The sequence below is a fragment of the Microbacterium sp. A93 genome, assembly GCF_051842835.1.
The window spans coordinates 244,604-269,910 of sequence record NZ_JBPXMT010000002.1 but is presented as its reverse complement, the minus strand read 5'-3'; the positions used below and the strand labels follow the sequence as shown (position 1 = coordinate 269,910).

Below are 25,307 nucleotides of genomic sequence, written 5' to 3'. Positions count from 1 at the left end.
ATCATGGGCTGCTCAACCTCTTGACAGCGTGTGTGACGAGCGTCATGATTCTCTCAGTAGGAACACAAGTTCATAAATATGCACAACGTGTTTCGGCTAGCACAAGGACAATCTGGACTAACAACAAAGGAGCTTGCATGACCACGCTCGAGGAAACGACGGAACGACAATTCGCATCGATCAGCGACGACCAGGTCGCACATCTGCGCTCAATGATCGGATTGCCTATTCGCAGTGACCGGCCCCATATCACTGAACTCAGCTCCGACGCCATCAGGCACTATGCCCACGGCATTGGCGACCGCAACCCGCTGTGGACAGATCCCGAATACGCCGCCTCACGTGGCGGACAGCAGTTGGCACCGCCGAGCGCACTTCTGGCTATGGATAAGGTCTTCAGCGGCTATGTCACCGGCCTGCCGGGAATTCATGCGATGTACGCGGGGGCCACGTTTGAGTTCGAACGGCCTTTGCGGCTGGGCGACCGATTGACCGGATCCGCCAGCCTCAAGGAACTCATCGAGCGTCCCAGCCAATTCGCTGGACGATCCTTCCAGCAGATCTATGAGGTTCCTTTCCACACGCCCGAGGGTGAGCTCGTCTGTACTGGGACCTCCTATTGCTTCCGCATCGAACGGGACTCCGCGAGGACGAACAAGAAGTACGACGAGATCAACATTCAGTGGACGCCCGAGCAAATCGACGAGATCGCCGCACGTTACGTGGAAGAAGAAGCCCGTAGGCGCGGTGCCGAACCCCGTTACGTCGAGGACGTCACCGCCGGCGACGCGGTCCCGCGCATCACCAAGGGGCCCTACACCGCCACCACCGCGGTGGCCTACCTGCTCGGCTGGGGTGGGCTCTACGTCCGGGCGCACGCCGACGCGTTCGACCTCTATACCCGTCATCCGGCGCTCGGCATCCCGAATGAATGGGGCGTTCCCGAACCGCCTGAGCGGGTCCACTGGGACCCCGTCCTCGCCCGCCGAGTCGGTGTCCCCGGTGCCTATGACTATGGCCCCGAGCGCGTGTCTTGGATGAGCCAGGTCGTTACCGACTGGATGGGTGACGACGGCTTCCTCAAACGTCTCGACGTCCAAGTCCGTCGTCACAATGTCATCGGTGAACTCGTCACTCTCGACGGCATCGTCGAATCAGTCGACCCGACCACCGGAACCGTGGAAATCACACTCAATGCGACCAATCAGGATGGACACGAATCCGCCCGCGGGACAGCCACGGTCATCCTTCCCACTCGCAACGACTGAACGCGCCATCGAGCGGATCTCCGGAAGCAGCGGGTACGGGATTCGCTCTCTTTGGTACCTCGTTTTCATGGCGGCGCCATGAGATCCCGCTTAGAGTGTCGAGACCTGGTGTGGCACATGGAATCCGGCGTTGACTACCATCAATGCGCTGGTTCATGTGCCACACCGCGTCGGCGGGCATCGTCTAAGCAACCGCTAGAGACGCACCGAGACATGGAGACGTGGGATCTTGAAGGCCGATCCACCAAGCACTTCTCTTACGCAAGGACCCCCCCCGAGGTCGTGATCCGCGGCCATGACAGAAGGCAGAAGTTGCATGAAAAACCTAACTCCTAGAATTTTGTTGGTCACGGTTTCCAGCCTCTCAACCCTTGCAGTACTCACTGCCTGCACTGCCGCAGGACAGGAGAGTGAGTCCTTTCAAATCGGCACAGCCAATGAAGGCGGAACCTACTACTACCTCGGGACGGCGTTCGCCCAGGAGATTAGAGATGACACTGGGCTGGCTGCGGATTCCGTCGCTACGGCAGGTGGCACCGAAAACGTTCGCCGGGTGGCAAGCGGGGATCTGGATCTGGCATTCGCCTCAATCGATGACTACCTGCGGGTCATGGAGGATGAAGGTAGAACAGGCGGCGAGCTTCAGATTCTCGGTACTGGCCATCTCACAATTCAGCAACCCGTAGTGACCTCCAGCAGCGGAATCGGAACTCTCGAAGAGATGAACCAACCCGGCAATCGCATCTCGGTAGGCGAGCCGGGTAGCGCGATACAACTGTTCTCAGCACTCTCCTTGGGGGCCCATGGAATGCAGCCTGACGACCTCGAAGCCTTCGAAGTGTCTCTGACCAGTGCGACTGAGGAGATGAAGAACGGTCAGTTGGATGGGGCATACATGGCCGGCGGCGCACCACTTGCGGCGATTACCGACCTTATGACAGGCGGGGATTTCCAGGTACTTCCTACTGATCAGAAAACCCTTGACTATTGGGACGAGAACACTGCGGTCGTGGAAACGGAGATCCCCGCTGGAACCTACGACGGTCAAGAGGAGGCGTTGCCAGCAGCAGGCAGCCCGACTCTGCTTCTAGTATCGAGCGACATGCCGGAGGAACGGGCATACGAGATCATCCGCGTCTTCCACGAAAACGGCCCAGAAATGGGCGACGTGCATCCCGCTGCCGAAGAATACACAATAGAGAATGCGTTCAGGGACGCCGAGTTCATCGTCGGCGAGGCGGGACTCCAATACCATCCAGGGGCTATTAAATGGTATGAAGAGAACGATTCCTGGATTGGTAAGTAGGTCGTTGGCATATGACTAATCTTCATGCTTCTTCCAACACTACGGAGGTTGCCATTGAACTGGACAGCCCCGACATGACCAGGGACGGCACCCAAGTACCTTCACTGCCGCAGCTAGACAGGCTGGTGCGACGTGCATTTTGCGGCGCGGCAATCCTCTTTGCGATGTACCTGCTGATGTCGGCCTGGAGCCTCCCCCTCGCATCAATGCAGCACCGGGCTATCATCGCGTCTTTCGCCTGGGCACTTGGTTGCCTGGCGGTATACCAAAGCGCAAAATCTGCAACAGTACGCATGACGTCATTGGGTATGTTGCCGGGTGGAATCGTCGCGGGTGTCTACGCATTCCGTGAGTTTGAGACATTGTCTGAACGCGTGGGAATGCCTGCGACTCCGGCTGACATGACTCTGATGATCATCGCGGGTTTGGTGACCCTGTTCATCGCCTGGAATAAGATCGGCTGGGTTTTTCCGTCCCTCGTGATGGTGGCAATCCTTTATGCGTTATTCGGCGCCGCAATGCCCGGCTTTCTGCGTCACTCTGGATTCGACCTCAATGGGTTCACCAATGCCTTCTATCTCACCGGAAATGGAGTTTTTGGGTCCTTTACTGGAATAGCAAATTTCATTGTGCTCTTTGTTATTTTTTCCGCTTTGATGAGGGCGCTAGGGGCCACCGATTGGATGGCGCAAGGTGCGAACTTGCTGGTCGGTAGATTCAGGGGTGGAGCCGCGAAGGTGGCGGTGCTTTCAAGTTCGGCGATGGGGTCGATAACCGGCGCAAGTACAGCGAACGTGGCGGCTACGGGTACTGTGACGATCCCGCTCATGCGAAAAAGCGGATACTCGGCGGTCACCGCTGGGGCCATCGAAGCGACGTCAAGTGCCGGCTCTCAAATCATGCCGCCAGTGATGGGCGCGACGGTATTTCTGATGGTGGAGCTCATTGGCATTCCATACATCGAGATAGCTGCGTCGAGTCTGCTGATTGCCATCTTGCTCTACGCATCCATCCTAATTTCAGTTGACCTGCATGCCGTAAGACACAACCTGCGAGGATCCTCCAGCATTGACAGGCCTGACAGCTGGGTTCGTTTTGGGGTCGACGGCTTCTTCTACCTTCTTCCCGTCGTTGTGCTTGTCTATTCTCTTGGTATTGCACACCTCTCGCCTTCGAGGTCTGCACTCAATGCCATAGCGTGTACCGCGATTCTTCTCGTCGCTTCGAGGATTCTCAGCAACGGCGGGCCCGGCGTGTGGGCGGGTCTTCGGGATGCTGTCCTGGCTGTGATCGACGGCGTGCGGGGGTCGATTGGAATCTTGGCACTTGTCATTGCTGCAAGCCTTATTGGGGGCATTCTGACAGTGACTGGCCTCGGTGCCCGCATGTCCGGGATCATACTTGACGCCGCCGATGATCAGTTGCTTCTGGTTCTACTGATGGCTGCTGGTGCCTCCATCGTCATCGGTCTTGGAGCTCCCACTCTCGTGGCTTATTCATTGGTCGCTCTCCTGGTGGCGCCGGCAATCGCGTCGATGGGTGTCCCACTGTTGGCGGCCCATTTATTCGTCTTCTACTATGCCATTCTCGGTTTGCTCACTCCCCCGGTGGCTCCGGACCCGTTCGTAGCTGCGAGTATCTCGGGGGCCTCAGGACTGAAGACCGCGCTTAAATCTGTCCAACTCGCACTTCCGTTGTACTTGCTTCCGTTTGCTCTCGTCTTCCACCCAGCGCTAATACTGGACGGAACCATCGGCGAGATTGTCCTTGCTTTCCTGACTGCTTTGGTCGGCGTGTATGCCGCGTGCGTTGGGTTCGAGGGAGTGACAGTCTTGGGCTCCAGGCTGAACATCGTGACACGTTTGGTGGTCCTTCTTGTGGGAGCCGTTCTCATGGTCACTACTGCAGTCTGGATTTCTGTCATTTGTGTCGCTCTCATTGCGTTGGCCCACGCGAAGTTCAGGCTCATTCAGCCTAGGAGACCGGAGGCTGACAAGGCCAGGACAAATTCCAGTCTCGATATTCAACTAACTGGATCTTCGTGAATGGACAGATCTGGTTTCCAAGGGAGAAGAAGGCGATATACCACCCCCATGTAAGTGGAGTAGCGATATTCGACGTGTGGGGCGCCGACAAAGGGCCTGCGCGGCATTCTCTGCGATTTCCGAATTCACTAGCGCCGGCCGTTCCTCGACTTTTAGCTGCAGCACATGCCTGACCTTGGTCTTCCGCACCATCGATGGTCCGCGTGCCGCCGTGTGGTCTATGAGTGCGGCGGAGAGGTTTTGGCGCCGAGGGCCCCCACTCGGCGGGGCTGCGGGGGCGAAGGCCGGCCTCAGTAGTGAATCAGCCTCAATCCCCTGATGCTGCTGCTCGATCCGCTGGGTGGGCATGCGGCAAGCGGGACATCCCTCGCCGAGTGTGCGACGAAGCGTGGACAACTTGGGTTATTGACCGATAACCTGATCCTAGTTACTGACTGCTAACCCAAAGGACGGCTCCGTCGATGTCGACAACCTACCCAGACCTGATCGCCGAGCTGCGCGAGCGGCGGGCCACCGCGGCCCTCGGCGGCCCGGAGCGATCCCGTCAGAAGCACACGGACCGCGGCAAGATGCTGGCCCGGGATCGGGTGGACGCCCTGCTGGACGAGGGCAGTCCCTTCCTCGAGGTCGCTCCGCTGGCCGGCTTCGAGCTGTATGGGGGAGATGCCCCGGCGGCCGGGGTGGTGGCCGGCATCGGGCTCGTCGAGGGCCGCCACGTGATGATCGTGGCCAATGACGCCACCGTGAAGGGCGGCACCTACTATCCCATCACGGTGAAGAAGCACCTGCGCGCCCAGGAGATCGCCGCCGAGAACCGGCTGCCGTGCCTGTACCTGGTGGACTCGGGTGGTGCCTTCCTGCCGATGCAGGATGAGGTCTTCCCGGACCGGGACCACTTCGGCCGCATCTTCTACAACCAGGCGCGGATGTCCCGGGACGGCATCCCCCAGATCGCCGCCGTCATGGGATCCTCCACCGCCGGCGGTGCCTACGTGCCCGCCATGAGCGATGAGACCGTGATCGTGCGGAACCAGGGCACCATCTTCCTCGGCGGACCGCCGCTGGTGAAGGCCGCCACCGGCGAGATCGTCACGGCCGAGGATCTGGGCGGCGGCGAGGTGCACTCCAAGGTCTCCGGCGTCACGGACCACCTGGCCGAGAACGATGAGCACGCCCTGCAGATCGTCCGGGACATCGTCGCCACCCTCCCGGAATCCTCGGCGCTGCCCTACGTCCCGGCAGGTGTGACGGAGCCCGAGCAGTCACCCGAGACACTCACGGACGTGGTGCCGGTGTCCCTGACCAGCCCCTATGACGCCCGGGAGATCATCGCCCGCACCATCGACTCCGGCAGCTTCCACGAGTTCAAGGCCGAGTACGGCACCACCCTGGTGACCGGCTTCGCCCGGATCCACGGCCACCGGGTGGGCATCCTCGCCAACAACGGGGTGCTCTTCGCCGAGTCCGCCCTGAAGGGTGCCCACTTCATCGAACTGTGCGAACAGCGCCAGATCCCCCTGCTGTTCCTGCAGAACATCGCCGGGTTCATGGTGGGCCGCGAATACGAGTCCGGTGGCATCGCCAAGCACGGCGCCAAGATGGTCAACGCGGTGGCCACGGCCTCCGTGCCCAAGCTGACCGTCGTGGTCGGGGGCTCCTTCGGGGCCGGCACCTACTCGATGTGCGGCCGCGCCTACTCGCCCCGGTTCCTCTGGCTGTGGCCCAACGCCCGCGTCTCCGTGATGGGCGGCCCGCAGGCCGCCTCGGTCCTGTCCACCGTGCGCCGGGACCAGATCGAGGCCGACGGCGGCACCTGGTCCGCCGAGGACCAGGCCGCGTTCGAGGCCCCCACCCGCGAGCAGTACGAACTCCAGGGCAGCCCCTACTACTCCACCGCCCGGCTCTGGGACGACGGCATCATCGAACCCGCCCAGACCCGAGACGTACTGGGCCTGGCCCTGGACGTCGTGATGCGCGCACCCTCGGACAGCACCGCCCAGACCCCCGCCGGCCAGACGTCGTCCTTCGGCGTCTTCAGGATGTGAGCCCCATGTCAGCAGCAAATCCGTCGCCAGAAATCACTCCCCAGACCATGTTCAAGACCGTCCTCATCGCCAACCGTGGCGAGATCGCCTGCCGGGTGATCCGCACCCTGCGCTCGATGGGTATCCGCTCCGTGGCGGTGTATTCAGACGCCGACGCCGGCGCTCGCCACGTGCGGTTGGCGGACGCCGCAGTGCGGCTGGGCCCGGCCCCCGCGGCCCAGTCCTACCTGGACATCGAGGCAGTGCTGGAGGCGGCGCGCGCCACCGGTGCCCAGGCGATCCATCCCGGCTACGGCTTCCTGGCCGAGAACGCCGCCTTCGCCCAGGCCTGTGCGGACGCCGGGATCGTGTTCATCGGCCCGGAGGCGGAGTCCATCCGGGTCATGGGGGACAAGATCACCGCCAAGAACGCCGTCGAGGCGCGGGGGGTGCCGACCGTCCCGGGCATCGCGAGGACCGGGATGGACAATGACGCCCTCGCGGCGGCGGCCCCCGAGGTCGGCTACCCGCTGCTGATCAAGCCCTCCGCGGGAGGCGGCGGCAAGGGAATGCACGTGGTGGAGTCCGAGGACCAGCTCGCCGCCTCCCTGGAGGCCGCCCGACGTGAGGCCGCCGCGAGCTTCGGCGACGACACCCTGTTCCTCGAGCGGTACGTCACCACCCCGCGGCACATCGAGGTCCAGGTCCTCGCCGACGCCCACGGCCACGTCATCCACCTCGGGGAGCGCGAGTGTTCCCTGCAGCGCCGCCATCAGAAGGTCATCGAGGAGGCGCCCTCGCCCCTGCTGGATGAGGCCACCCGGGCCCGGATCGGCGAGGCCGCCTGCGAGACCGCGCGATCCGTGGGCTACCGCGGTGCCGGCACCGTGGAGTTCATCGTCCCCGCCGACTCCCCGGACGAGTTCTTCTTCATGGAGATGAACACCCGCCTGCAGGTCGAGCACCCGGTGACGGAGGAGGTCACGGGGGTGGACCTGGTGGAGCAGCAGCTGCGGATCGCCGCCGGCGAGGTGCTGGAGCTGGACCAGGACGACATCGTGCTGGACGGACATGCGATCGAGACCCGCATCTACGCCGAGGACCCCGCCGCCGGCTTCCTGCCGACCGGCGGACTGGTGGACTACGTGCGCCATCCCGAGGGCGAGGGCGTCCGCGTGGACACGGCGCTGGAGGACGGGCTGACCGTCTCCGTCGACTATGACCCGATGCTCGCCAAGGTCATCACCTGGGGCCGTGACCGCGAACAGGCCCGAGCCCGGATGGTCGCCGCGCTGGAGAACACGGCGGTGGTCGGTTTCACCACCAACGTCGAGTTCCTGCGTGCACTACTGGAACTGCCGGCCGTCGTCGCCGGGGAGCTGGACACCGGCCTGATCGCCCGTGAGTTCGACTCGATCGAGTTCGCCGCCCCGGGGCGGCGCGAGTTCGAGGAGGCCGCCCTGCTGATGGACGCCGCCCGGGGCTCCTCCGCAGATCCGTGGCAGCGCCGGGACGGTTGGCGCCTGGGAGTGCCGGCACCCCGCCGGTTCCCGCTGATCGCCGCGGACGGCACCAGCCGGACGGTCCTGCTGACCGGCACCGTGGACGCCCCCGCCGTGGTCATCGAGACGGTGGCGGGCACCGCCGCGGAGATCGAGACGGGGGCCAACGCTGGGCCTGAAACGGTGCCCGACGCCGGCCGGTCCGGTCCTGCTGATCACTCGCCTGCGCTCGTGAAGCGCCGGGGGCAGGACGTGACCGTCACGATCGGGGGCGTCGGGCGCAGCTTCACGGCCGTCGTCGGACCCGAGGGGGTCCAGCTCACCCGGCGGGGAGCCCTCTTCGACATCCGCCGGGTCCACGCGGACCACAGCATCCAGGGTGAGGCCGAGTCCAACCCGACGCTGACCTCGCCCATGCCGGGCACCGTGCTGCTGACACCGGTGGCGGACGGGGACGTGGTGGCCGAGGGTGATCCGGTGATCGTGGTCGAGGCCATGAAGATGGAACACGTCATCCGGTCCACCGTGGCCGGCGCCGTGGCACTGCACGCCTCCGTGGGGGATGCCGTCTCCCGTGGCCAGACGCTCGCGGTGATCACGCCGGCAGCGGTCGTGGGGGATGCAGAGAACCAGAGTGAGGAACAGGCATGAGCGGGGAGCGGATCGAGCGGCGGATCGTCCAGCGGGGGCTGTACTTCGACGAGATGGTGGAGGGCGCCGTCTACGTGCACAGCCCGGGCCGGACGGTGACCGAGGCGGACAACGTCCTGTTCACCACGCAGACCATGAACACCCAGTCCCTGCACCTGGACGCGGCCTGGTCGGCCGGCACCGAGTTCGGCGAGCCGCTGGTCAACAGCATGTTCACGCTCTCCACGCTGGTGGGGCTGTCCGTGGCTCAGCTGACGCAGGGGACCATCGTGGCCAACCTCGGCTTCAGTGAGGTGGCCTTCCCCGCGCCGATGCGGCACGGGGACACCCTGTACGCCGAGACCCTGATCGCGGGCAAGCGGCGCTCGAAGTCCAGGCCCCACCATGGGATCGTGGAATTCCACCACACGGCCCGGAACCAGGACGGGGTGGTGGTCGCCACGGCGAAGCGGTCCACGCTGATGCAGCTCTCTCCGGAGGCGCTGGCCCAGGAAGCCAGCCAGGACCAGGAAGGTGCCGGGGGAGCGGCTGCCGAGCGGCCGACGTCGGGCGGGGTGGCATGACCGCCGCCGACCGGATCCCGGGACCGTCCATCCTGTTCTGTCCAGCCGACCGACCGGACCGTTACGCCAAGGCCGCCGCGGCGGCTGATGCCGTCATCCTCGACCTGGAGGACGCCGTCGCCCCCGCGGACAAGGCGGCGGCCCGCGAACACGTGGTGGCATCCACGCTCGACCCGGCGACCACCATCGTGCGGGTCAACCCGGTGGGCGGTGAGACGGCGGAGGAACACCGCCTGGACCTGGCGGCGCTCGACACCGGCCGATACCGGACGCTGATGGTCGCCAAGGTCGAGGACCCGGCCCAGCTGGACCACCTGCATGCGGCCGGATATCGGGTGATCGCCCTGTGCGAGACGGCCGCCGGAGTGGAACGGGCCTATGAGATCGCCCGTCATCCGGCCGTCGTCGCGCTGATGTGGGGTGCCGAGGACCTGGTGGCCTCGATGGCGGGAAAGTCCAGCCGCTTTGCCGACGGCCCGCGCGCCGGTCAGTACCGCGAGGTGGCCCGCTACGCGCGCTCGCGGGTGCTGGTGGCGGCCAACGCCGCCGGGAAGGTCGCGGTGGACACGGTGTTCATGGACATCGGCAACCTGGACGGGCTGCGGGCCGAGGCCGAGGACGCGGCGGCCTCGGGATTCGTCGCGAGCGCGTGTATTCACCCCTCGCAGGCGGAGACGATCCGGCAGGCGTACGCGCCGAGCGCCGAGGAGCGCGAGTGGGCGCATGCGGTGCTGGCCGAGGCGGAGGTGCAGCCGGGGGTCTTCCGGTTCCGGGGGCGCATGGTGGATGAGCCGATCCTGCGGCAGGCGCGGCGGATCGTGGGCTGACCACTGGTGGTGACACGGGACACATCGGCTATGGACAGGCAATATCCCGTGCCCTACTATTCAAACGAATCATGCTCATTGATTTTCCGGTGTGACGAGGGAGGATCGTGGTGATTCGACAAAGGACTGCAGTGCATTGCGCAACGCAGCCCTCAGTGACCGCGGCGTCGCGTCAACGCTGACGTTCGTCTGCGGCCCTTCGGATCATGAACGGAACTCCGCTCGCGGTGGACCGGTCGCCTTGAGCCTGATTGACCGTTGGTCCCAGAACCTCAGGGGTTCCAGGCCCAGCCCGACTAGAACGCCACCTCGGTGGACCCCCCCCGACTTGAGGAGCCGACCATGACCAGCCGTATCGCGATCGAGAACCTGCTGAATACCTACTCCTTGGCCTACGACTCCAGCGATCTGGAGACCATGGAATCCTGCTTCACCGCAGATGCCGTCTTCAGCATGCGCATTGCAGGACAGGACCCGGTGTCCTTCGAGGGCCGGGACACCATCATGAAACTGATGACCGACTCCATGGCGGCGCAGACCGACCAGCGCCGTCACATCAACACCAACCTTCTGGTGTCGGAGGAGGGCGGTGTGGTCCACACGACGAACTATCTCACGCTGGTCGCCACCGAGAACGGGCAGATCCAGTTGCTGAGTTCAGGGGTGTACCGCAACGAGATCGTCGAGGAAGAGGGCTCCCTCAGGCTTCGGAAACTGCACCTGGATCTGGACAAGGCGTACTGAGCAATAACCGGATCTAGGGACAGAGGAGACGTCAGTGGCGAATCAGGGACTCATACCGGCCAAGTGGGCCGCACTCACGCCGGATAAGCAGGCGGTTTACGATGTGCCCAATGACCGGAGGGTCTCCTGGGTCGAGTTGGACTCCATGGTGCGGAGGATGGCCAACGGGCTGCTCGGGCTGGGCCTCCAACGAGGTGACCGGGTGGCCATGCTCTCGCGGAACAGCGTCGAGTATCAGGCGTTGTACTTCGCAGCGGGCCGGGCCGGACTGGTCACCCAACCGCTCAACTGGCGGTTGGCTGCGGGTGCCCTCACGGAGATCATCCAGGACGCTGGACCGAAGGCCGTCATCGTCTCGGACGAGTTCCTCGACCTGGCCAACGAGCTGCGTCCCACCCTCAGGATCGAGCATTGGTTCGAGTATGGAGCGGCTGGCAACGGCAGCCTGGAGCGGCTTCTGGAGGACTCCTCCGACGAGGAGCCCGCCACGTCGGCAGAGGTCGGTGACGACGACCCGTTCTTCATCCTCTACACGGGGGGAACGACCGGAAAGTCCAAGGGCGCCATCCACTCGCACCGGAGTGCAGCGGCCGGCATGCTGAACCAGACCGTGGCCGAGCGGATCGTCCCGACTGACGTCTACATGCTGACGGGGCAGATGTATCACATCCCGATCATCCTGGCCATGAACTACTTGAAGCATGGATGTCCTCTCGTCCTGGTGAACTTCGAGGCCAAGCAGGCGCTGGAGATCATCGAGGCGGAGAAGGTGTCGGCGTTCCTCGGCATCACCACCATGCTCAACTGGATGATGGCGGTCGAGGGGTTCGAGAAGTACGACCTCAGCAGCCTCCGGAATATCCAGTACGGCGGTGGGCCCATGCCCTCGTCGGTGGTCCGGCAGGCTCTGGAGTCGTTCCCCTGCACCCTGATCCAGGGCTATGGCCAGACCGAGGGAACCACGATGTGCTTCCTCTCCCAGGAGGATCACGCCAAGGCCGTCGCGGGGATCCGGCCTGAACGGCTTCGATCCTGTGGACGTGAGGGATTCGGCACCTCGGTCCGGGTGGTGGATCATCTGGGCCAGGACGTGCCTCGGGACAACAAGACGCCCGGTGAGATCATCGTGCGGTCCGAGGGCAACATGGTGGGCTACCTGAATCAGCCCGATTTGACGGACCAGACGCTGCGGGACGGGTGGATGTGGACCGGCGATGTGGCGACCTGGGACGAGGAGCGGTACGTCTTCATCGTTGACCGGGCGAAGGACATGATCATCTCGGGCGGGGAGAACATCTTCAGCATCCAGGTCGAAGAGGCCATCGCCAGCCACCCCGCTGTTCTGGAATGTGCCGTCATCGGCGTGCCGGACACCGAGTGGGGTGAGTCCGCCATGGGATTCGTCGTCCTCAAGCCCGGCCGGCAGGCAACGGAGCAGGAGATCATCGACCAGGCCAAGAGCCAATTGGCCAGCTATCAGAAACCGCGATCCATCGTGTTCGTGGATGAGCTCCCCAAGGCGCCCACGGGCAAGATCCTGAAGCGGGACCTCCGGGCCCCGTTCTGGGAGGAGCAGGAGCGCAGTGTCTGAGGCAACCGGATCGCACCATGCACTGATCGGACGCCAGTTCCCCGGGGGCAGCTACACGCTGGAGCCGTGGAGGGCTTGGCTCTTGGCCGACGCCCTGGGGGCTGATCCCTGGGACGAGCAGCCCCACCCGGTGATGGCCTGGATGGCCGCAGTGGGCGGGATGGGCATGACCTGGGATGAGCTGTTCGCCTGGTTCGACGCGACCGCTGACGACGGGCCCATGTTCGGCGAGCACGAGACCACCCTGCACGTCCCGCTGAAACCTGCGGTGACGTACCGCGTGAGTGGGAAGATCACATCATTCGACCGTAAGACGGGCCGGCGCGCCGGTACTTTCGACGTCGTCGGCTACGAACTCAGTCTCCACGATGGGCAGGAGCACGTGGCCACCTGTTGGAACTCGCTGGTGCTGCCGAGGAGGTCCCCAGCATGAGTATCACTGTAGGAACGGAGCTGCCGGTCTATGAGGTCCTGGTGGACCGTCAGCCGATGAAGACCATGGCGGCGTTGCTGGGCGATCCGAACCCCATCCACTGGGACCCGCGGGCCACCGCAGAGCTGGGTATGGGGGACCGGCCCGTGAACCAGGGTCCGCTCAATATGGGGTATCTGATGACGATGCTGACCGGGTGGGCCGGGGGGCGGGACCGGATCCTCTCCTTCCGCGTGAGGTTCATGGGCAATGTATTGGCCGAGGACCGTGTCCGTGCCACCGGAACGGTGACCGCGGTGCGCGCGACCGCTGCAGGCCGCGTGGCCGACTGCGACCTTTCCTTGGACGTTGTGGATGGGGAAGCCGCCTTGGTCGGCACGGCGAGTGTCTTGATTGAACCGAGTCATGAGGGCACCGACCGCCCCGCGAATGAAAGCAGCGCCGATCCGAAAGAAGGCGACGGATGACGACCACGAAGACGAGTCTGGACTTTCAGCTTTCCTATGGCGATTGTGACGCGGTAGGCATCGCCTACTTCGCCATCTACTACCGGTGGATGGAACGCGCCTACACGTCGTGGCTCTTCAGCCAGGGACTACGCAGCGGTGAGATGCAGTCCGAGCTGGGGATCGTGACGGTGGGGATCAGCTCCGGCGCCCGGTACGTCTCCACGGCCCAGGTCTTCGACCACCTGACCTGCCAGGTGGTGCTCGACAGGTCAGGTGAATCGTCCTACCGGGTCGGGTATGAGTTCACGCGGGACGGGGAGCTGATCACGCGCGGGCAGATGAGCTATGCCTGCCGTGACGCGAGCGACTTCTCCAAGGTGCAACTCCCGGACCGGCTGAGAGAGACGTTGAATCGGTTGCCGGCCCCGTCATTCGACGTCGATCTGGTGTAGAGGCGGGTGGCGGTCCCGGCAGTCCAGCTGGGTCGGGGGATGACTCAGCGCAGTAGCTCGTCGGTGTACTCCACCGCTGCCGGACCGTCGGCGACAGTCCCCACTGCGAGGCCGCCGTCGGGATGGAGCTGTTGTTCCCGCCGGCGCAATTCCACCCGGCGGATCTTGCCGGAGATGGTCTTGGGCAGATCGTAGAACTCGAGGCGCCGGATGCGCTTGTACGCCGCCAGGGAGTCACGGCAGTGCTGCAGGATGGCACGGGCCGTCTCCTCGGTGGGCTCCCAGCCCTCGGCCAGCCTGACGTAGGCCTTCGGCACGGCGAGGCGGATCGGATCGGGGGACGGGACCACGGCGGCCTCGGCCACTGCGGGGTGCTCGATGACGGCGGACTCCAGCTCGAACGGTGAGAGCCGGTAGTCGGAGGCCTTGAACACGTCGTCATTGCGGCCCACGTAGGTGATGATGCCCTCGGCGTCCCGTGAGACCAGGTCGCCGGTGTGGTACAGGCCGTCTCGGAAGGCGAAGGCCGTCTTCTCGGGATCGCCCCAGTACCCGGGGGTCAGGCCGACCGGCCGGGGGTCGATCCGCAGGCAGAGCTCGCCGGACTCGGCCTGCACCTCACCGGTATCCGGGTCGATCAGCACGACGTCATACCCCGGCAGGGGCCGGCCCATGGCACCGGGACGCACCGGCTGCTCAGGGGTGTTCGCGACCTGCAGGGTGGATTCGGTCTGGCCGAAGCCGTCACGGATCTGGCCGCCCCAAGCCGCCTCCACCCGGGCGATCACCTCGGGGTTGAGCGGCTCGCCGGCAGCCACGATCTTGGTCGGCGGGGTCTTCAGCTGGGACAGATCAGCCTGGATGAGCATCCGCCACACGGTGGGCGGGGCGCAGAAGCTCGTGACGTTCTCCCGGGCCATCTGGTCCATCAGCGCCTCGGCGCTGAAACGCCCGTAGTTGTAGAGGAACACGGTGGCCTCGGCGATGAAGGGCGCGAAGAAATTGGACCAGGCGTGCTTGGCCCATCCCGGGGAGGCCACGTTCAGATGCACGTCTCCGGGTTCGAGGCCGATCCAGTACATGGTGGACAGGTGGCCCACGGGATAGGACGTATGGGTGTGCTCCACGAGCTTCGCTCGGGAGGTGGTGCCGGACGTGAAATAGAGCAACAGCGTCTCATCCGCGCGGGTCGGGGTGTCCAGGTGGAACTCGGCCGCAGCGCTGAAGGACTCCCGCCAATCGTGCAGGGGGCGGTCCGGGGTTCCACCCTCCGGGATCTCGCCCAGATGGACGATCTGGAAGTCGCCGGGGACGTCACGGAACTTCGGGACCTCCGGGCCGTTGGTCACCACCCAGGTGGCCGCCCCGCGCTCCACACGGTCCGCGAGGTCGGCCGCACCGAGCATCAGGGTGGAGGGGATCACCGGGGCGCCCAGCCGGAAGCAGGCGAGCATGACCTCCCACAACTCCACCTGGTTGCCGAGCATCACGATCACCCGGTCACCGCGGCGCACACCGATCTGTGACAGCCAGGCCGCCACCTGATGGGACCGCTCGGAGAGTTCGCGGTAGCTGCGCCGCTCAGCGTGGCCGTCCTCCTCCACGATGACCAGGGCGGGTTGCCCACCACGAGGCCCGGCGGCGATGTCATCGATCCAGTCCGAGGCGAAGTTGAAGGACTCGAATCGGGGCCAGATGAAGGTGCGGTGGGCGGTGTCTGGATCGGTACGGCAGTCCAGCAGCTGGTCCCGCGCAGCACGGAACTGATCGGCGGTCGTCAAGGCAGACATGGTGACCTTTCGGTGGTCCGGCGGATGGTGACCCGGTCCCCTCATGCATACACCGTTCGTCTCGCGGAGCGCTGTGGAGTGAACCCGATCACTCAGCGGAATTTACTAGGATGCCCTAGTAATTACAAGGAAGGCCTAGTATCTTGGTGCGCAGATCAAATATCACCCCATGTCGAGGAGAACGCTCCATGAAGATTGTCGTGTTGGCGAAGCAGGTTCCGGATACCTGGTCGGATCGGAAGATCGACCTGGAGTCGGGGCTTTTGGATCGTGCCGCGTCGGAGCCGGTGCCGGACGAGATCAATGAGCGGGCGCTGGAGAACGCGCTGGCGTTCAAGGATGAGAACAAGGACACCGAGATCGTGGTGTTGGCCATGGGCCCGGAGGACGCCACGAAGACGCTGCGGAAGCTGCTCTCGATGGGCGCCGACTCCGCCGTTCTGGTCTCCGATGCGGCCCTGGCCGGTTCGGACATGGTCCAGACCGCACGGGTGTTGGCCGCCGCGATCGAGAAGGTCGGCGGGGCTGATCTGGTGGTGGCCGGCAATGAGGCCACTGATGGCCGGGGCGGGATGATTCCGGCCATGGTCGCCGAGGTGCTCGGGCTGCCGGTGCTGCCGGGCTTGGACGAGATCCAGATCGCTGCGGACCGGGTCTCCGGTGAGGCCGTGGTGGACGGTGGGGCCTTGCAGGTCTCCTCCGGTTACCCGGCGGTGGTCTCGGTGACGGAGAAGACGGCCGAGCCTCGTTTCCCGAACTTCAAGGGGATCATGGCGGCGAAGAAGAAGCCGTTGGAGAACTGGTCGTTGGCGGATCTGGGGATCCAGGCCGGCCCGGAGGCGGCCTCGGTGCGTTCGGTGATGGTCTCCGCGGCCGCCCGTCCGCCGAAGGAAGCCGGGCCGAAGGTGGCCGATGACGGCACCGCAGCGGCGCAGCTGGCTGACTTCCTGGCCACGAACCGGCTCATCTGAGCCCGACGTCCGGGCTTGGTCCCGACTGAGAACCTCACGAGACTTTTGAGTTGAAGGAAGCACACACATGTCGAACGTTGGAAATGTACTGGTCCTGATCGAGACCACCGCCGAGGGGACCCCGAAGTCCACGGCGGCTGGCCTGCTGGGGGCCGCTGCCGGTCTGGGGAACCCCGTGGCGGTGGCGGTGACCGCCCCCGGGGCGTCCGGGAGCCTGGCCGCCGACCTAGGGGCCCTGGGGGCGGCTCAGGTCTACCTGGCCGAGTCGGAGTCCGCAGCCACCGAGCTGGGCTCCGCCGCCGTCGGTGCCCTGGCTGATGCGGTGCAAGCCTTCTCGGCACCGGTCGTGTTGGCCTCGGCCACGAATGATTCCAAGGCGGTGGCCGGACGTCTGGCGATCGTGGCCGGCGGGTCCGTGGCCAGCGACGTCGTCGGCATCGCCTACGACGAGGAGGGCCAGGAGGTCATCGCCTCCCACGCCGTGTTCGGCGGGGACTTCACCACCGAGTCGACCGTCGAGGGCGGCCTGTTGATCGCCACCGTTCGCCCCGGTTCGATCGAGGCCCGCGCCGAGGCCGTGACCTCCCCGGAGGTGACGACGGCGGCCGTGTCCACGGCGACCGCGAAGGGCGCTGTGATCGATTCGGCCAGTGAGGCTCCGGCCACCTCGGATCGGCCGGCGCTGCGCGGTGCGAAGGCCGTGGTCTCCGGCGGCCGAGGGGTGGGCTCGAAGGAGGCCTTCTCCGTGGTCGAGGACCTGGCCGATGTGCTCGGGGCGGCAGTCGGCGCCTCGCGTGCGGCGGTGGATGCCGGGTATGTGCCGCAGTCCTACCAGGTCGGTCAGACCGGTGTGACCGTGACCCCCCAGCTGTATGTGGCACTGGGGATTTCCGGGGCCATCCAGCACCGTGCGGGCATGCAGACCTCCAAGACGATCGTGGCGATCAACAAGGACGAGGACGCCCCGATCTTCGAGGTCGCGGACTTCGGGATCGTCGGAGACGTGTTCACCGTGGTCCCGCAGCTGATCGAGGAGATCGGCAAGCGCCGCAACTGATCCCTGCCGGCCCGCCACCTGCAGACCATCTCAGTCTGCAGGTGGCGCGGCCCGGCCCGGCATCTTCCGTGACCGGCGAACTTGGTGCACCTGGCGCACCGTGATGATCCCTTCAGAAGGACTGAATACCACCATGAGCAGCGAGCAGAACCCGGGACAGCCTCCGGCACGGCGTCGGATGGCCGGCTACACGCCACCCGCCGTGCAGCCCGAGGCGCCAGCCACCGAGCACGAAGCCCCGAAACCAGCCGCGGTTGCGCCGGACGCTCAGGCTGCGGCACCGGTAGCCCCCCAGACCCAGGTACCGGAGTCTGCGGCCGCGGCCCAGGCCTCGACTCCGGCGGAGCAGCCGGGACCGGCGTCCGCGGTCCAGCCCCCGGCCCCGACGGACCAGCCGGCGCAGACTCCCGCGCCGGCCCCGGCCGCATCAGACGTCCCCGCCCGGAAGCGCCGCATGGGCAGCGCCCCGGCCCCGGCTGCAACCGCCACGACGGCCGCACCGATCGGTCAGGACACCTCACCGGCCGGTCAGGGAACACCGGCTGCTCAGCCTGCCGCTGGTGAGTCCACGGCGTCCCCGATCACCCCGGCCGCTTCGACCGCGCCGGCTGCTGGGGCGCCAAAGCGTCGCATGGGCAGCGCTCCGGCGGCTCAGGCCACCACGCCGTCAGCGCCGAACCCGCCGACTTCATCCCCTTCATCCTCGGCTGCGCCGACGGCCGAAGCCCCGGCCTCCGGAGCCGGTGAGACGGCAGCGGCACCGAGGAAGCGGATGGGCGGTGCCCCGGATCAGGCCAAGACCCGCATGGGTGGCGCCCCTGCCGCCGTGCCGGCCGCCTCCTCCGCTGCACCCGTTGCTGCTGCTGCCGCCTCCACCTCAGGAACCGCCGTGCCGCCCACCTCGGCCGCCCGGCCGACGTCGGGCAGGGCGGGGACGCCGGGTCCGGCAGGTGCGGCGACCCCGCCCAAGCCAGCCCGCCCGTGGGTTAAACCGGCCCTGATCATCGGGTCCCTGGTGGTCGTGGCCGCCGCAGTGGTGTTGGGCGCCCGGTGGTTGCGGACCCTGGAGGGTGTGCAGGAGTTCATCGCCACCTATGACGGCCACTCCACCCAGCTGGAAGCCGCCCCGGAGGGCATGCCCTGGTGGATGGGCTGGCAGCACTTCTTCAACATGTTCCTGATGGTGCTGATTATCCGCACCGGGCTGCAGGTCCGCAACGAGCGCAAACCCCCCGGTTACTGGACGGCCAAGAAGGGCTCGTTCTTCTCCCCGAAGGGCAACACCCCCAAGAAGGTGTCCCTGACCCAGTGGCTGCACCAGTCCCTGGATGTGCTCTGGGTCCTCAACGGGCTGGTCTTCATCATCCTGCTGTTCGTCACGGGGCATTGGATGCGGATCGTGCCCACGGACTGGGACGTGTTCCCGAACATGCTCTCCGGGGCGATCCAGTACGCCTCCTTGGACTGGCCCACCGAGAACGGCTGGGTGCACTACAACGCCCTGCAGACCATGGCCTACGGCGCCACCGTGTTCATCGCCGCCCCGCTGGCGATCCTCTCCGGGATCCGGTTCTCCACCTGGTGGCCGGACAACGCGGACAAGCTGAACAAGGCCTACCCGGTCGAATGGGCCCGGGCCACCCACTTCCCGGTGATGCTCTACTTCGTGGGCTTCATCATCGTGCACGTGTTCCTGGTGTTCTTCACCGGGGCCCTGCGGAACCTGAACCACATGTACACCTCCCGCGACGTCGTGGACTGGTGGGGCCTGGTGATCCTCCTGATCTCGCTCGTGGTGATCGCGGCGGCCTGGTTCCTGTCCAAGCCGCTGTTCACCACCCCGATCGCCGCCCAGATGGGCAAGATCTCCAAGTAACACCGCCCGAACCCCTCCCGGCGCCCACCCCGTGACCCGGGGCGGGGCCGGACCGCACGCCACCCCGTGATCCGGGAATGGCCACGCACAAAGGACTGACAGCATGCTTCGCATCACCGAAGACCAACAGGCCCTCGTGGACGCCGTCCGTGACTTCGCCACCGAGCGCATCGCCCCACACGCCCTGGAGTGGGATGAGCAGAAGCACTTCCCGGTCGACGTCCTGGCCGAGGCCGGCGAGCTCGGCCTCGGAGGCATCTACGTGGACGAGGCCTACGGCGGTGCCGGATTGGAGCGCAAGGACGCGGCCCTGCTCTTCGAGGAGCTGTCCAAAGCTGATCCGGCACTGGCTGCCTACATCTCCATCCACAACATGGTGGTGTGGATGATCGATTCCTACGGCACCGATGAGCAGCGGGCGCAGTGGATTCCGGATCTGGTCACGATGCAACACCTCGGCAGCTACTGCCTCACCGAACCGGGAGTCGGCTCGGATGCTGCCGCCCTGACCACCCGCGCCGTCCGGGACGGGGATGACTACGTCCTCAACGGCGTCAAGCAGTTCATCTCCGGCGCCGGGGCCTCCGAGTATTACGTGGTGATGTGCCGCACCGCAGACACCGGGTCCAAGGGCATCTCCACCCTGGTGGTCCACCGGGACACCCCGGGGCTGTCCTTCGGACCGGCTGAGAAGAAGATGGGCTGGAACACCCAGCCCACCCGCCAGGTGATCTTCGAGGACGCCCGGGTCCCCGTGGCACATCGCCTCGGGGCGGAGGGGGATGGCTTCCACATCGCGATGAAGGGGCTCAACGGGGGCCGCATCAATATCGGCGCCTGCTCGCTCGGCGGGGGCCAGGCCGCTCTGGAGAAGGCCACCGCCTACCTCAAGGAACGCACCGCCTTCGGCGCCCCGCTGACCACTAGGCAATCCCTCGTCTTCGACCTGGCGGACATGGCCACGAGCCTGGAATCGGCCCGCACCCTGTTGATGCGCGCTGCCGACGCCCTGGACCGCCAGGACCCGGACACCGTCCGCCTGTGCGCCATGGCCAAACTCGTGTCGACCGACGCCGGCTTCGACGTGGCCAACAAAGCCCTCCAGCTCCATGGCGGCTACGGCTACCTGCACGAGTACGGCATCGAGAAGATCACCCGTGATCTGCGGGTCCACCAGATCCTGGAGGGATCCAACGAGATCATGCGACTGATCGTCGGCCGCATGCTGGTCGACGGCTGAGAGGAACCCATGAGTCACGACACGCCTGAACCCGAGGTCATCGTCCACCGCGCAGGCCGCCTCGGACACCTCATCCTCAACCGCCCCAAGGCGCTGAACTCGCTGACCCACGGCATGGTGCAGACCGTCCGGGACACCCTGGAGCGGTGGCGGGATGACGACGCCGTCGCGACCGTCCTGATCAGCGGCGCGGGGGAGAAGGGGCTGTGCGCCGGGGGTGACGTCGTCTCCCTCTACCGTGCCGCCGTGGACGGTCGCCCGGAGGTCGGGGACGCCTTCTTCGCGGACGAGTACGCCATGAATGCGCTCATCGCCGACTACCCCAAGCCCTACGTGGCCTTCATGGACGGGATCGTGTTGGGCGGTGGCGTCGGGATCTCCGCGCACGGCAACCAGCGCATCGTCACCGAGCGGACCCGGCTCGGCATGCCGGAGACGGGCATCGGTTTCTTTCCCGACGTCGGCGGGGCCTGGTTGCTCTCCCGCGCCCCCTCCGGCTTCGGTCACCACCTGGGTCTGACCTCCTCGCACGTGGCCGGTGCCGACGCGCTGGCGCTCGGCTTCGCCGACCACTACGTGGAGTCCTCCCGGCTGGAGGAACTGGCCACCGCACTGGAGACCACCGGTGCGCAGGAGGCCATCGCGGCGGTCGCCGCCACGGGCGCCGCGGTGCCAGAGTCGGCGCTGATGCAGCAGCGGGACTGGATCGAGTCCGCCTACGCGCAGGACACGGCGGAGGGCATCGTCGCCGCCCTCCAAGCCCACGGCGACCCCAACGCAGCCGAGGCCGCCACCCAGATCCTGGCCAAGTCGCCGACCTCCGTGAAGATCACACTGGAGCTCATCCGCCGGGCCGCGCAGCTGTCCACCGTGCACGAGGTGCTGGCCCAGGACGCCACGGTGGCCCACCACCTGCTCCGCGGCCATGACATGCGTGAGGGCATCCGCGCCCAGTTGGTGGACAAGGACCGCAATCCCCGGTGGAATCCGCCGACGCTCGATGACGTCCCGGTCGGCACCGTCACCTCAGCCTTCGAACCGGTCGGCTCGCACGCCCGGAACTGACCTTCCCACTTCAGGAGCATCTGACATGTCCGAGAACACCGCAGCCAGCGTCACCTCTGCAGGGGCCGAAGCAGCCCAAGCGGCCCCAGACCCGGCGGAGCCGCCCGCCATCGCCTTCATCGGCCTGGGCAACATGGGTGGGCCGATGGCTCACAACCTCGCCGCCGCCGGCTATCGCGTGATCGGGTTCGACCTCGTCCCGGAGGCGCTCGAGAGGGCCCGGGCGGCGGGGGTCGAGATCGCCACCTCCGGGGCCGGGGCCGTACGCAGAGCTGCTGCCGCCAACCCGTCCGGCGGCAGTCTGGTCATCACCATGCTGCCGGCCGGCCGGCACGTCGTGGGCGCGCTGAAGGGCTCCGACGGTTCCGATGGGCGCGATCCCGTGGAGGGCCTGCTGGCCGCCGCCGGGCCGAACACCCTGTTCATGGACTGCTCCACCATCGCGGTGGAGGATTCCGTGACGGTCCGCGAGCTCACGACGGCGGCCGGGCACCGGGTGCTGGACGCCCCGGTGTCCGGCGGCACGGTCGGGGCCGAGGCGGGAACGCTGGCGATGATGGTCGGCGGCGCGGCCGAGGACGTCGCCGAGGCGATGCCCGTGCTCGAGGTGGTCGGCAAGCGCATCGTGCACTGTGGCCCCGCCGGCAACGGCCTGGCCGCCAAGGTCTGCAACAACATGATCCTCGGCGCCTCCATGATCGCGGTGTCCGAGGCCTTCGTGCTCGGCGAGAAGCTGGGCCTGAGCCACGAGGCGCTGTATGACGTGGCCTCCGAGGCCTCCGGCCAGTGCTGGGCGCTGACCACCAACTGTCCCGTCCCGGGCCCCGTGCCGGCCTCGCCGGCCAATCGCGACTTCAAGCCCGGCTTCGCCGGCGCTCTGATGGCCAAGGACCTCGGGCTGGCCAAGAGCGCCATCGAGACCACCGGCATCGAGGGTCGCATGGGACTACTGGCCGAGGAGATGTACGCCGCCTTCGCCGACGGTGAGGGTGGTTCGCAGGACTTCTCCGCCATCATCCAGCAGATCCGCGAACAGTCCGCCACGGCCTGAGAGCAGTACGAGCAAGGAGCACCATGACCTCTGAGAACAGCACCGCAGACAACACCTACGAGACGATCCTGACCAGCACCACCGGCCGGGTCGCCACGATCACGCTGAACCGGCCGAAGGCCCTCAATGCCCTGAATCTGCAGCTCACCGAGGAGGTGCTCGAGGCCGCCGAGGCGTTCGACGTGGACCCGGGGATCGGGGCGATCGTCATTACCGGCTCGGAGAAGGCCTTCGCCGCCGGGGCGGACATCAAGGAGATGGCCACCCGTACCTTTGCCGACGTCTACGCCTCCGACCTCTTCGGTGCCTGGGAGCGGCTGGCCGCGGTGCGTACCCCGGTGATCGCCGCCGTGGCGGGCCACGCACTGGGCGGCGGCTGCGAGTTGGCCATGATCGCGGACATCATCCTCGCGGCGGACAACGCGAAGTTCGGCCAGCCCGAGATCACGATCGGCGTCGTCCCCGGCATGGGTGGCTCCCAGCGGCTGACCCGGGCCATCGGCAAGTCCAAGGCCATGGAGATGGTGCTGACCGGACGGGTGATGGGCGCCGATGAGGCCGAGCGCTCCGGCCTGGTGGCCCGCGTGGTCCCCGTGGCGTCGCTGGCGTCCGAGGCCGCCGAGCTGGCCGCGACCATCGCGGGGATGTCCACGCCCATCGCGATGCTCGCCAAGGAGTCCGTCAACCGCTCCTTTGAGTCGTCCCTGAGTGAGGGCCTGCTCTACGAGCGCCGGATGAACCACGCCTGCTTCGCCACCGAGGACCAGAAGGAGGGCATGGCCGCCTTCGTTCAGAAGCGCCAGGCCACCTTCACCCACCGCTGAACCGGCGGACCCATCCGACACCGGGCGCCGGGCAGCACCGAACATCATTGAGTATCACGGAGAGTAGGACCCTATGACCGAGATCATCCTGGACGAGCGGGCAGCCGGCATCCTGGCCGGCATCGAGCAGTTGCTGTGGATCGACGGGCGCGCCACGGAGGCGTCGACCGGCGAGTGGCGCGAGGTGCGCAACCCCGCCCGGCGCGGCGAGGTCATCGCGCGGGTGCCGGCCGCCGGGGTGGAGGACGTCAACCGAGCGGTCGCGGCCGCGCGTCGGGCCTTCACCGAGTGGCGCAGCGTGCACTTCACGGACCGGGCCCGGGCCCTGCTGGCCATCGCGGATGACGTCGAGGCAGAGGCGGAGAAATTCGCCCGGCTCACGGCCCTGGACACCGGAAACGCCCTGAGCTCCCAGGCCCGTCCCGAGGTCAAGACCCTCGTCTCCCTGTTCCGTTACTTCGCCGGCGTGGCGGGGGAGTCCAAGGGCGTCACCCTGCCCGCGGGGGATCAGCAGCTGCAGTACACCCGGCGCGAGCCGCTGGGCGTGGTGGCGTGCATCCTGCCGTGGAACTCGCCGCTAATGATCGCCGCCTTCAAGGTGCCGGCCGCCCTGGCCGCCGGGAACACGGTGATCCTCAAGGCCGCCGACGATGCGCCGTTGACGATCCAGTACCTGGCCCAGCTCTGCCAGCGGCACGTGCCGGCCGGCGTCGTGAACTCCCTGACCGGGCGTGGCTCCGTGATCGGCAATGCCCTGTCTGCCCACCCGGGCGTGGACAAGGTGTCCTTCACCGGCTCCACCGAGGTGGGCCGCGGCGTGGCCGCGCAGGCCTCCGAACGGCTGGCGCACCTGTCCCTGGAGCTGGGCGGCAAGAACCCGTCCATCGTGTTCCCGGACGCGGTCGAGGACGAGGGCATCCTGGACGGGCTGATGCTCTCCTCGCGCTTCGCCCGCCAGGGCCAGTCCTGTACGGCCGGCTCGCGGTTGTTCCTGCATGAGGACATCTATGACGAGATGCTGGAGAAGCTGGCCGCCAAGCTCGGCGCGATGGTCGTGGGGGATCCGCTGGACGAGGCCACGGACATGGGCGCGGTCATCAACCAGTCCCAGTTCGACCAGATCTCCGGTTTCCTGCAGGACGGGCGGGACCATCCGGAGCTGACCACCGTCCTCGGCGGCTCCGCGCCCACCGAAGGCCCGCTGACCGAGGGTTTCTACCACGTGCCGACGATCTTCGGCGGGGCCCGGAACGACTTCCGGCTGGCCCAGGAGGAGATCTTCGGCCCCGTGCTGGTGGCCATCAGGTGGAAGGACGTGGACGAGGTCGTGAAGATGGCCAACGATTCCCACTACGGTCTGGCCGCGTACGTCTGGACCCACGACCTGGACCACGCCCTGAACACCGCGCACCGGCTCGAGACCGGCTGGGTGCAGGTCAACCAGGGCGGCGGGCAGGTGGTGGGCCAGTCCTACGGCGGCTACAAGCAGTCCGGCATGGGCCGGGAGGCCTCCCTGGAGGGCATGCTGGAGGGCTTCACCCAGATCAAGCAGGTCAACGTGAAGCTGCGGGGTTGAGT

General features: G+C 66.3%; 21 protein-coding genes. 20 read left to right on the top strand and 1 reads right to left on the bottom strand.

The genetic code is table 11. From position 1 onward, the window contains the following. Window positions 1–137: 137 nt before the first annotated feature. The 12 genes from ACSU1G_RS05505 to ACSU1G_RS05450 all read left to right on the top strand — a co-directional run bounded on the left by ACSU1G_RS05505 (window position 138) and on the right by ACSU1G_RS05450 (window position 13,855). Entirely contained in the window at window positions 138–1,268 is a 1,131-nt protein-coding gene (locus ACSU1G_RS05505; protein WP_439278915.1) for an FAS1-like dehydratase domain-containing protein, read from the top strand. A gap of 316 nt (window positions 1,269–1,584) precedes the next feature. Further along, window positions 1,585–2,574, top strand: a complete 990-nt coding sequence (locus ACSU1G_RS05500) for a TAXI family TRAP transporter solute-binding subunit (RefSeq protein ID WP_439278914.1) — start codon at window positions 1,585–1,587, stop codon at window positions 2,572–2,574. Window positions 2,575–2,585: 11 nt separating this feature from the next. Then, window positions 2,586–4,619, top strand: a complete 2,034-nt coding sequence (locus ACSU1G_RS05495) for a TRAP transporter permease (protein WP_439278913.1) — start codon at window positions 2,586–2,588, stop codon at window positions 4,617–4,619. Between the two features lie 461 nt (window positions 4,620–5,080). After that, entirely contained in the window at window positions 5,081–6,664 is a 1,584-nt protein-coding gene (locus ACSU1G_RS05490; protein WP_439278912.1) for a carboxyl transferase domain-containing protein, read from the top strand. A 5-nt stretch (window positions 6,665–6,669) separates the two neighbouring features. Then, entirely contained in the window at window positions 6,670–8,796 is a 2,127-nt protein-coding gene (locus ACSU1G_RS05485) for an acetyl-CoA carboxylase biotin carboxylase subunit (RefSeq protein WP_439278911.1), read from the top strand. Beyond that, window positions 8,793–9,359 (top strand): MaoC family dehydratase, encoded by a 567-nt coding sequence (locus tag ACSU1G_RS05480; protein WP_439278910.1) that lies wholly within the window; start codon window positions 8,793–8,795, stop codon window positions 9,357–9,359. The genes ACSU1G_RS05485 and ACSU1G_RS05480 overlap by 4 nt, the downstream gene beginning before the upstream one ends. Beyond that, window positions 9,356–10,186 (top strand): HpcH/HpaI aldolase/citrate lyase family protein, encoded by an 831-nt coding sequence (locus ACSU1G_RS05475; protein ID WP_439278909.1) that lies wholly within the window; start codon window positions 9,356–9,358, stop codon window positions 10,184–10,186. The genes ACSU1G_RS05480 and ACSU1G_RS05475 overlap by 4 nt, the downstream gene beginning before the upstream one ends. A gap of 342 nt (window positions 10,187–10,528) precedes the next feature. Further along, on the top strand, window positions 10,529–10,930 hold the full coding sequence (locus ACSU1G_RS05470; RefSeq protein ID WP_439278908.1) for a nuclear transport factor 2 family protein: 402 nt from the start codon (window positions 10,529–10,531) through the stop codon (window positions 10,928–10,930). 34 nt (window positions 10,931–10,964) lie between these two features. Further along, a complete protein-coding gene (locus ACSU1G_RS05465; protein ID WP_439278907.1) occupies window positions 10,965–12,521 on the top strand; it encodes a class I adenylate-forming enzyme family protein in 1,557 nt (518 codons plus the stop codon). Then, a complete protein-coding gene (locus ACSU1G_RS05460) occupies window positions 12,514–12,954 on the top strand; it encodes a hypothetical protein (RefSeq protein WP_439278906.1) in 441 nt (146 codons plus the stop codon). The genes ACSU1G_RS05465 and ACSU1G_RS05460 overlap by 8 nt, the downstream gene beginning before the upstream one ends. After that, window positions 12,951–13,421, top strand: coding sequence for a MaoC family dehydratase (locus ACSU1G_RS05455; RefSeq protein ID WP_439278905.1), 471 nt, complete (start codon window positions 12,951–12,953; stop codon window positions 13,419–13,421). Before ACSU1G_RS05460 ends, ACSU1G_RS05455 begins: the two co-directional genes overlap by 4 nt. Continuing rightward, entirely contained in the window at window positions 13,418–13,855 is a 438-nt protein-coding gene (locus ACSU1G_RS05450; RefSeq protein ID WP_439278904.1) for an acyl-CoA thioesterase, read from the top strand. Before ACSU1G_RS05455 ends, ACSU1G_RS05450 begins: the two co-directional genes overlap by 4 nt. 44 nt (window positions 13,856–13,899) lie before the next feature. Here the strand turns inward: ACSU1G_RS05450 and ACSU1G_RS05445 are convergent, their stop codons facing one another. Continuing rightward, a complete protein-coding gene (locus ACSU1G_RS05445; protein WP_439278903.1) occupies window positions 13,900–15,645 on the bottom strand; it encodes an AMP-binding protein in 1,746 nt (581 codons plus the stop codon). 188 nt (window positions 15,646–15,833) lie between these two features. On the opposite strand from ACSU1G_RS05445, the gene ACSU1G_RS05440 reads away from it, so the two are divergent. From ACSU1G_RS05440 to ACSU1G_RS05405, 8 genes are all read left to right on the top strand, one after another. Then, on the top strand, window positions 15,834–16,616 hold the full coding sequence (locus ACSU1G_RS05440; RefSeq protein WP_439278902.1) for an electron transfer flavoprotein subunit beta/FixA family protein: 783 nt from the start codon (window positions 15,834–15,836) through the stop codon (window positions 16,614–16,616). Between the two features lie 67 nt (window positions 16,617–16,683). Continuing rightward, window positions 16,684–17,673 (top strand): electron transfer flavoprotein subunit alpha/FixB family protein, encoded by a 990-nt coding sequence (locus ACSU1G_RS05435; protein ID WP_439278901.1) that lies wholly within the window; start codon window positions 16,684–16,686, stop codon window positions 17,671–17,673. Between the two features lie 133 nt (window positions 17,674–17,806). Next, the gene (locus tag ACSU1G_RS05430; RefSeq protein ID WP_439278900.1) at window positions 17,807–19,549 is read left to right on the top strand and encodes a cytochrome b/b6 domain-containing protein; all 1,743 of its coding nucleotides are present in this window, start codon (window positions 17,807–17,809) and stop codon (window positions 19,547–19,549) included. Window positions 19,550–19,652: 103 nt separating this feature from the next. Further along, entirely contained in the window at window positions 19,653–20,789 is a 1,137-nt protein-coding gene (locus ACSU1G_RS05425; protein ID WP_439278899.1) for an acyl-CoA dehydrogenase family protein, read from the top strand. Between the two features lie 9 nt (window positions 20,790–20,798). Then, a complete protein-coding gene (locus ACSU1G_RS05420; protein WP_439278898.1) occupies window positions 20,799–21,854 on the top strand; it encodes an enoyl-CoA hydratase/isomerase family protein in 1,056 nt (351 codons plus the stop codon). A gap of 25 nt (window positions 21,855–21,879) precedes the next feature. Then, entirely contained in the window at window positions 21,880–22,905 is a 1,026-nt protein-coding gene (gene mmsB, locus ACSU1G_RS05415) for a 3-hydroxyisobutyrate dehydrogenase (protein ID WP_439278897.1), read from the top strand. A gap of 23 nt (window positions 22,906–22,928) precedes the next feature. Next, the gene (locus tag ACSU1G_RS05410) at window positions 22,929–23,729 is read left to right on the top strand and encodes an enoyl-CoA hydratase (RefSeq protein ID WP_439278896.1); all 801 of its coding nucleotides are present in this window, start codon (window positions 22,929–22,931) and stop codon (window positions 23,727–23,729) included. Between the two features lie 73 nt (window positions 23,730–23,802). Next, on the top strand, window positions 23,803–25,305 hold the full coding sequence (locus ACSU1G_RS05405; RefSeq protein ID WP_439278895.1) for an aldehyde dehydrogenase family protein: 1,503 nt from the start codon (window positions 23,803–23,805) through the stop codon (window positions 25,303–25,305). The last annotated feature ends 2 nt before the right edge of the window (window positions 25,306–25,307 follow it).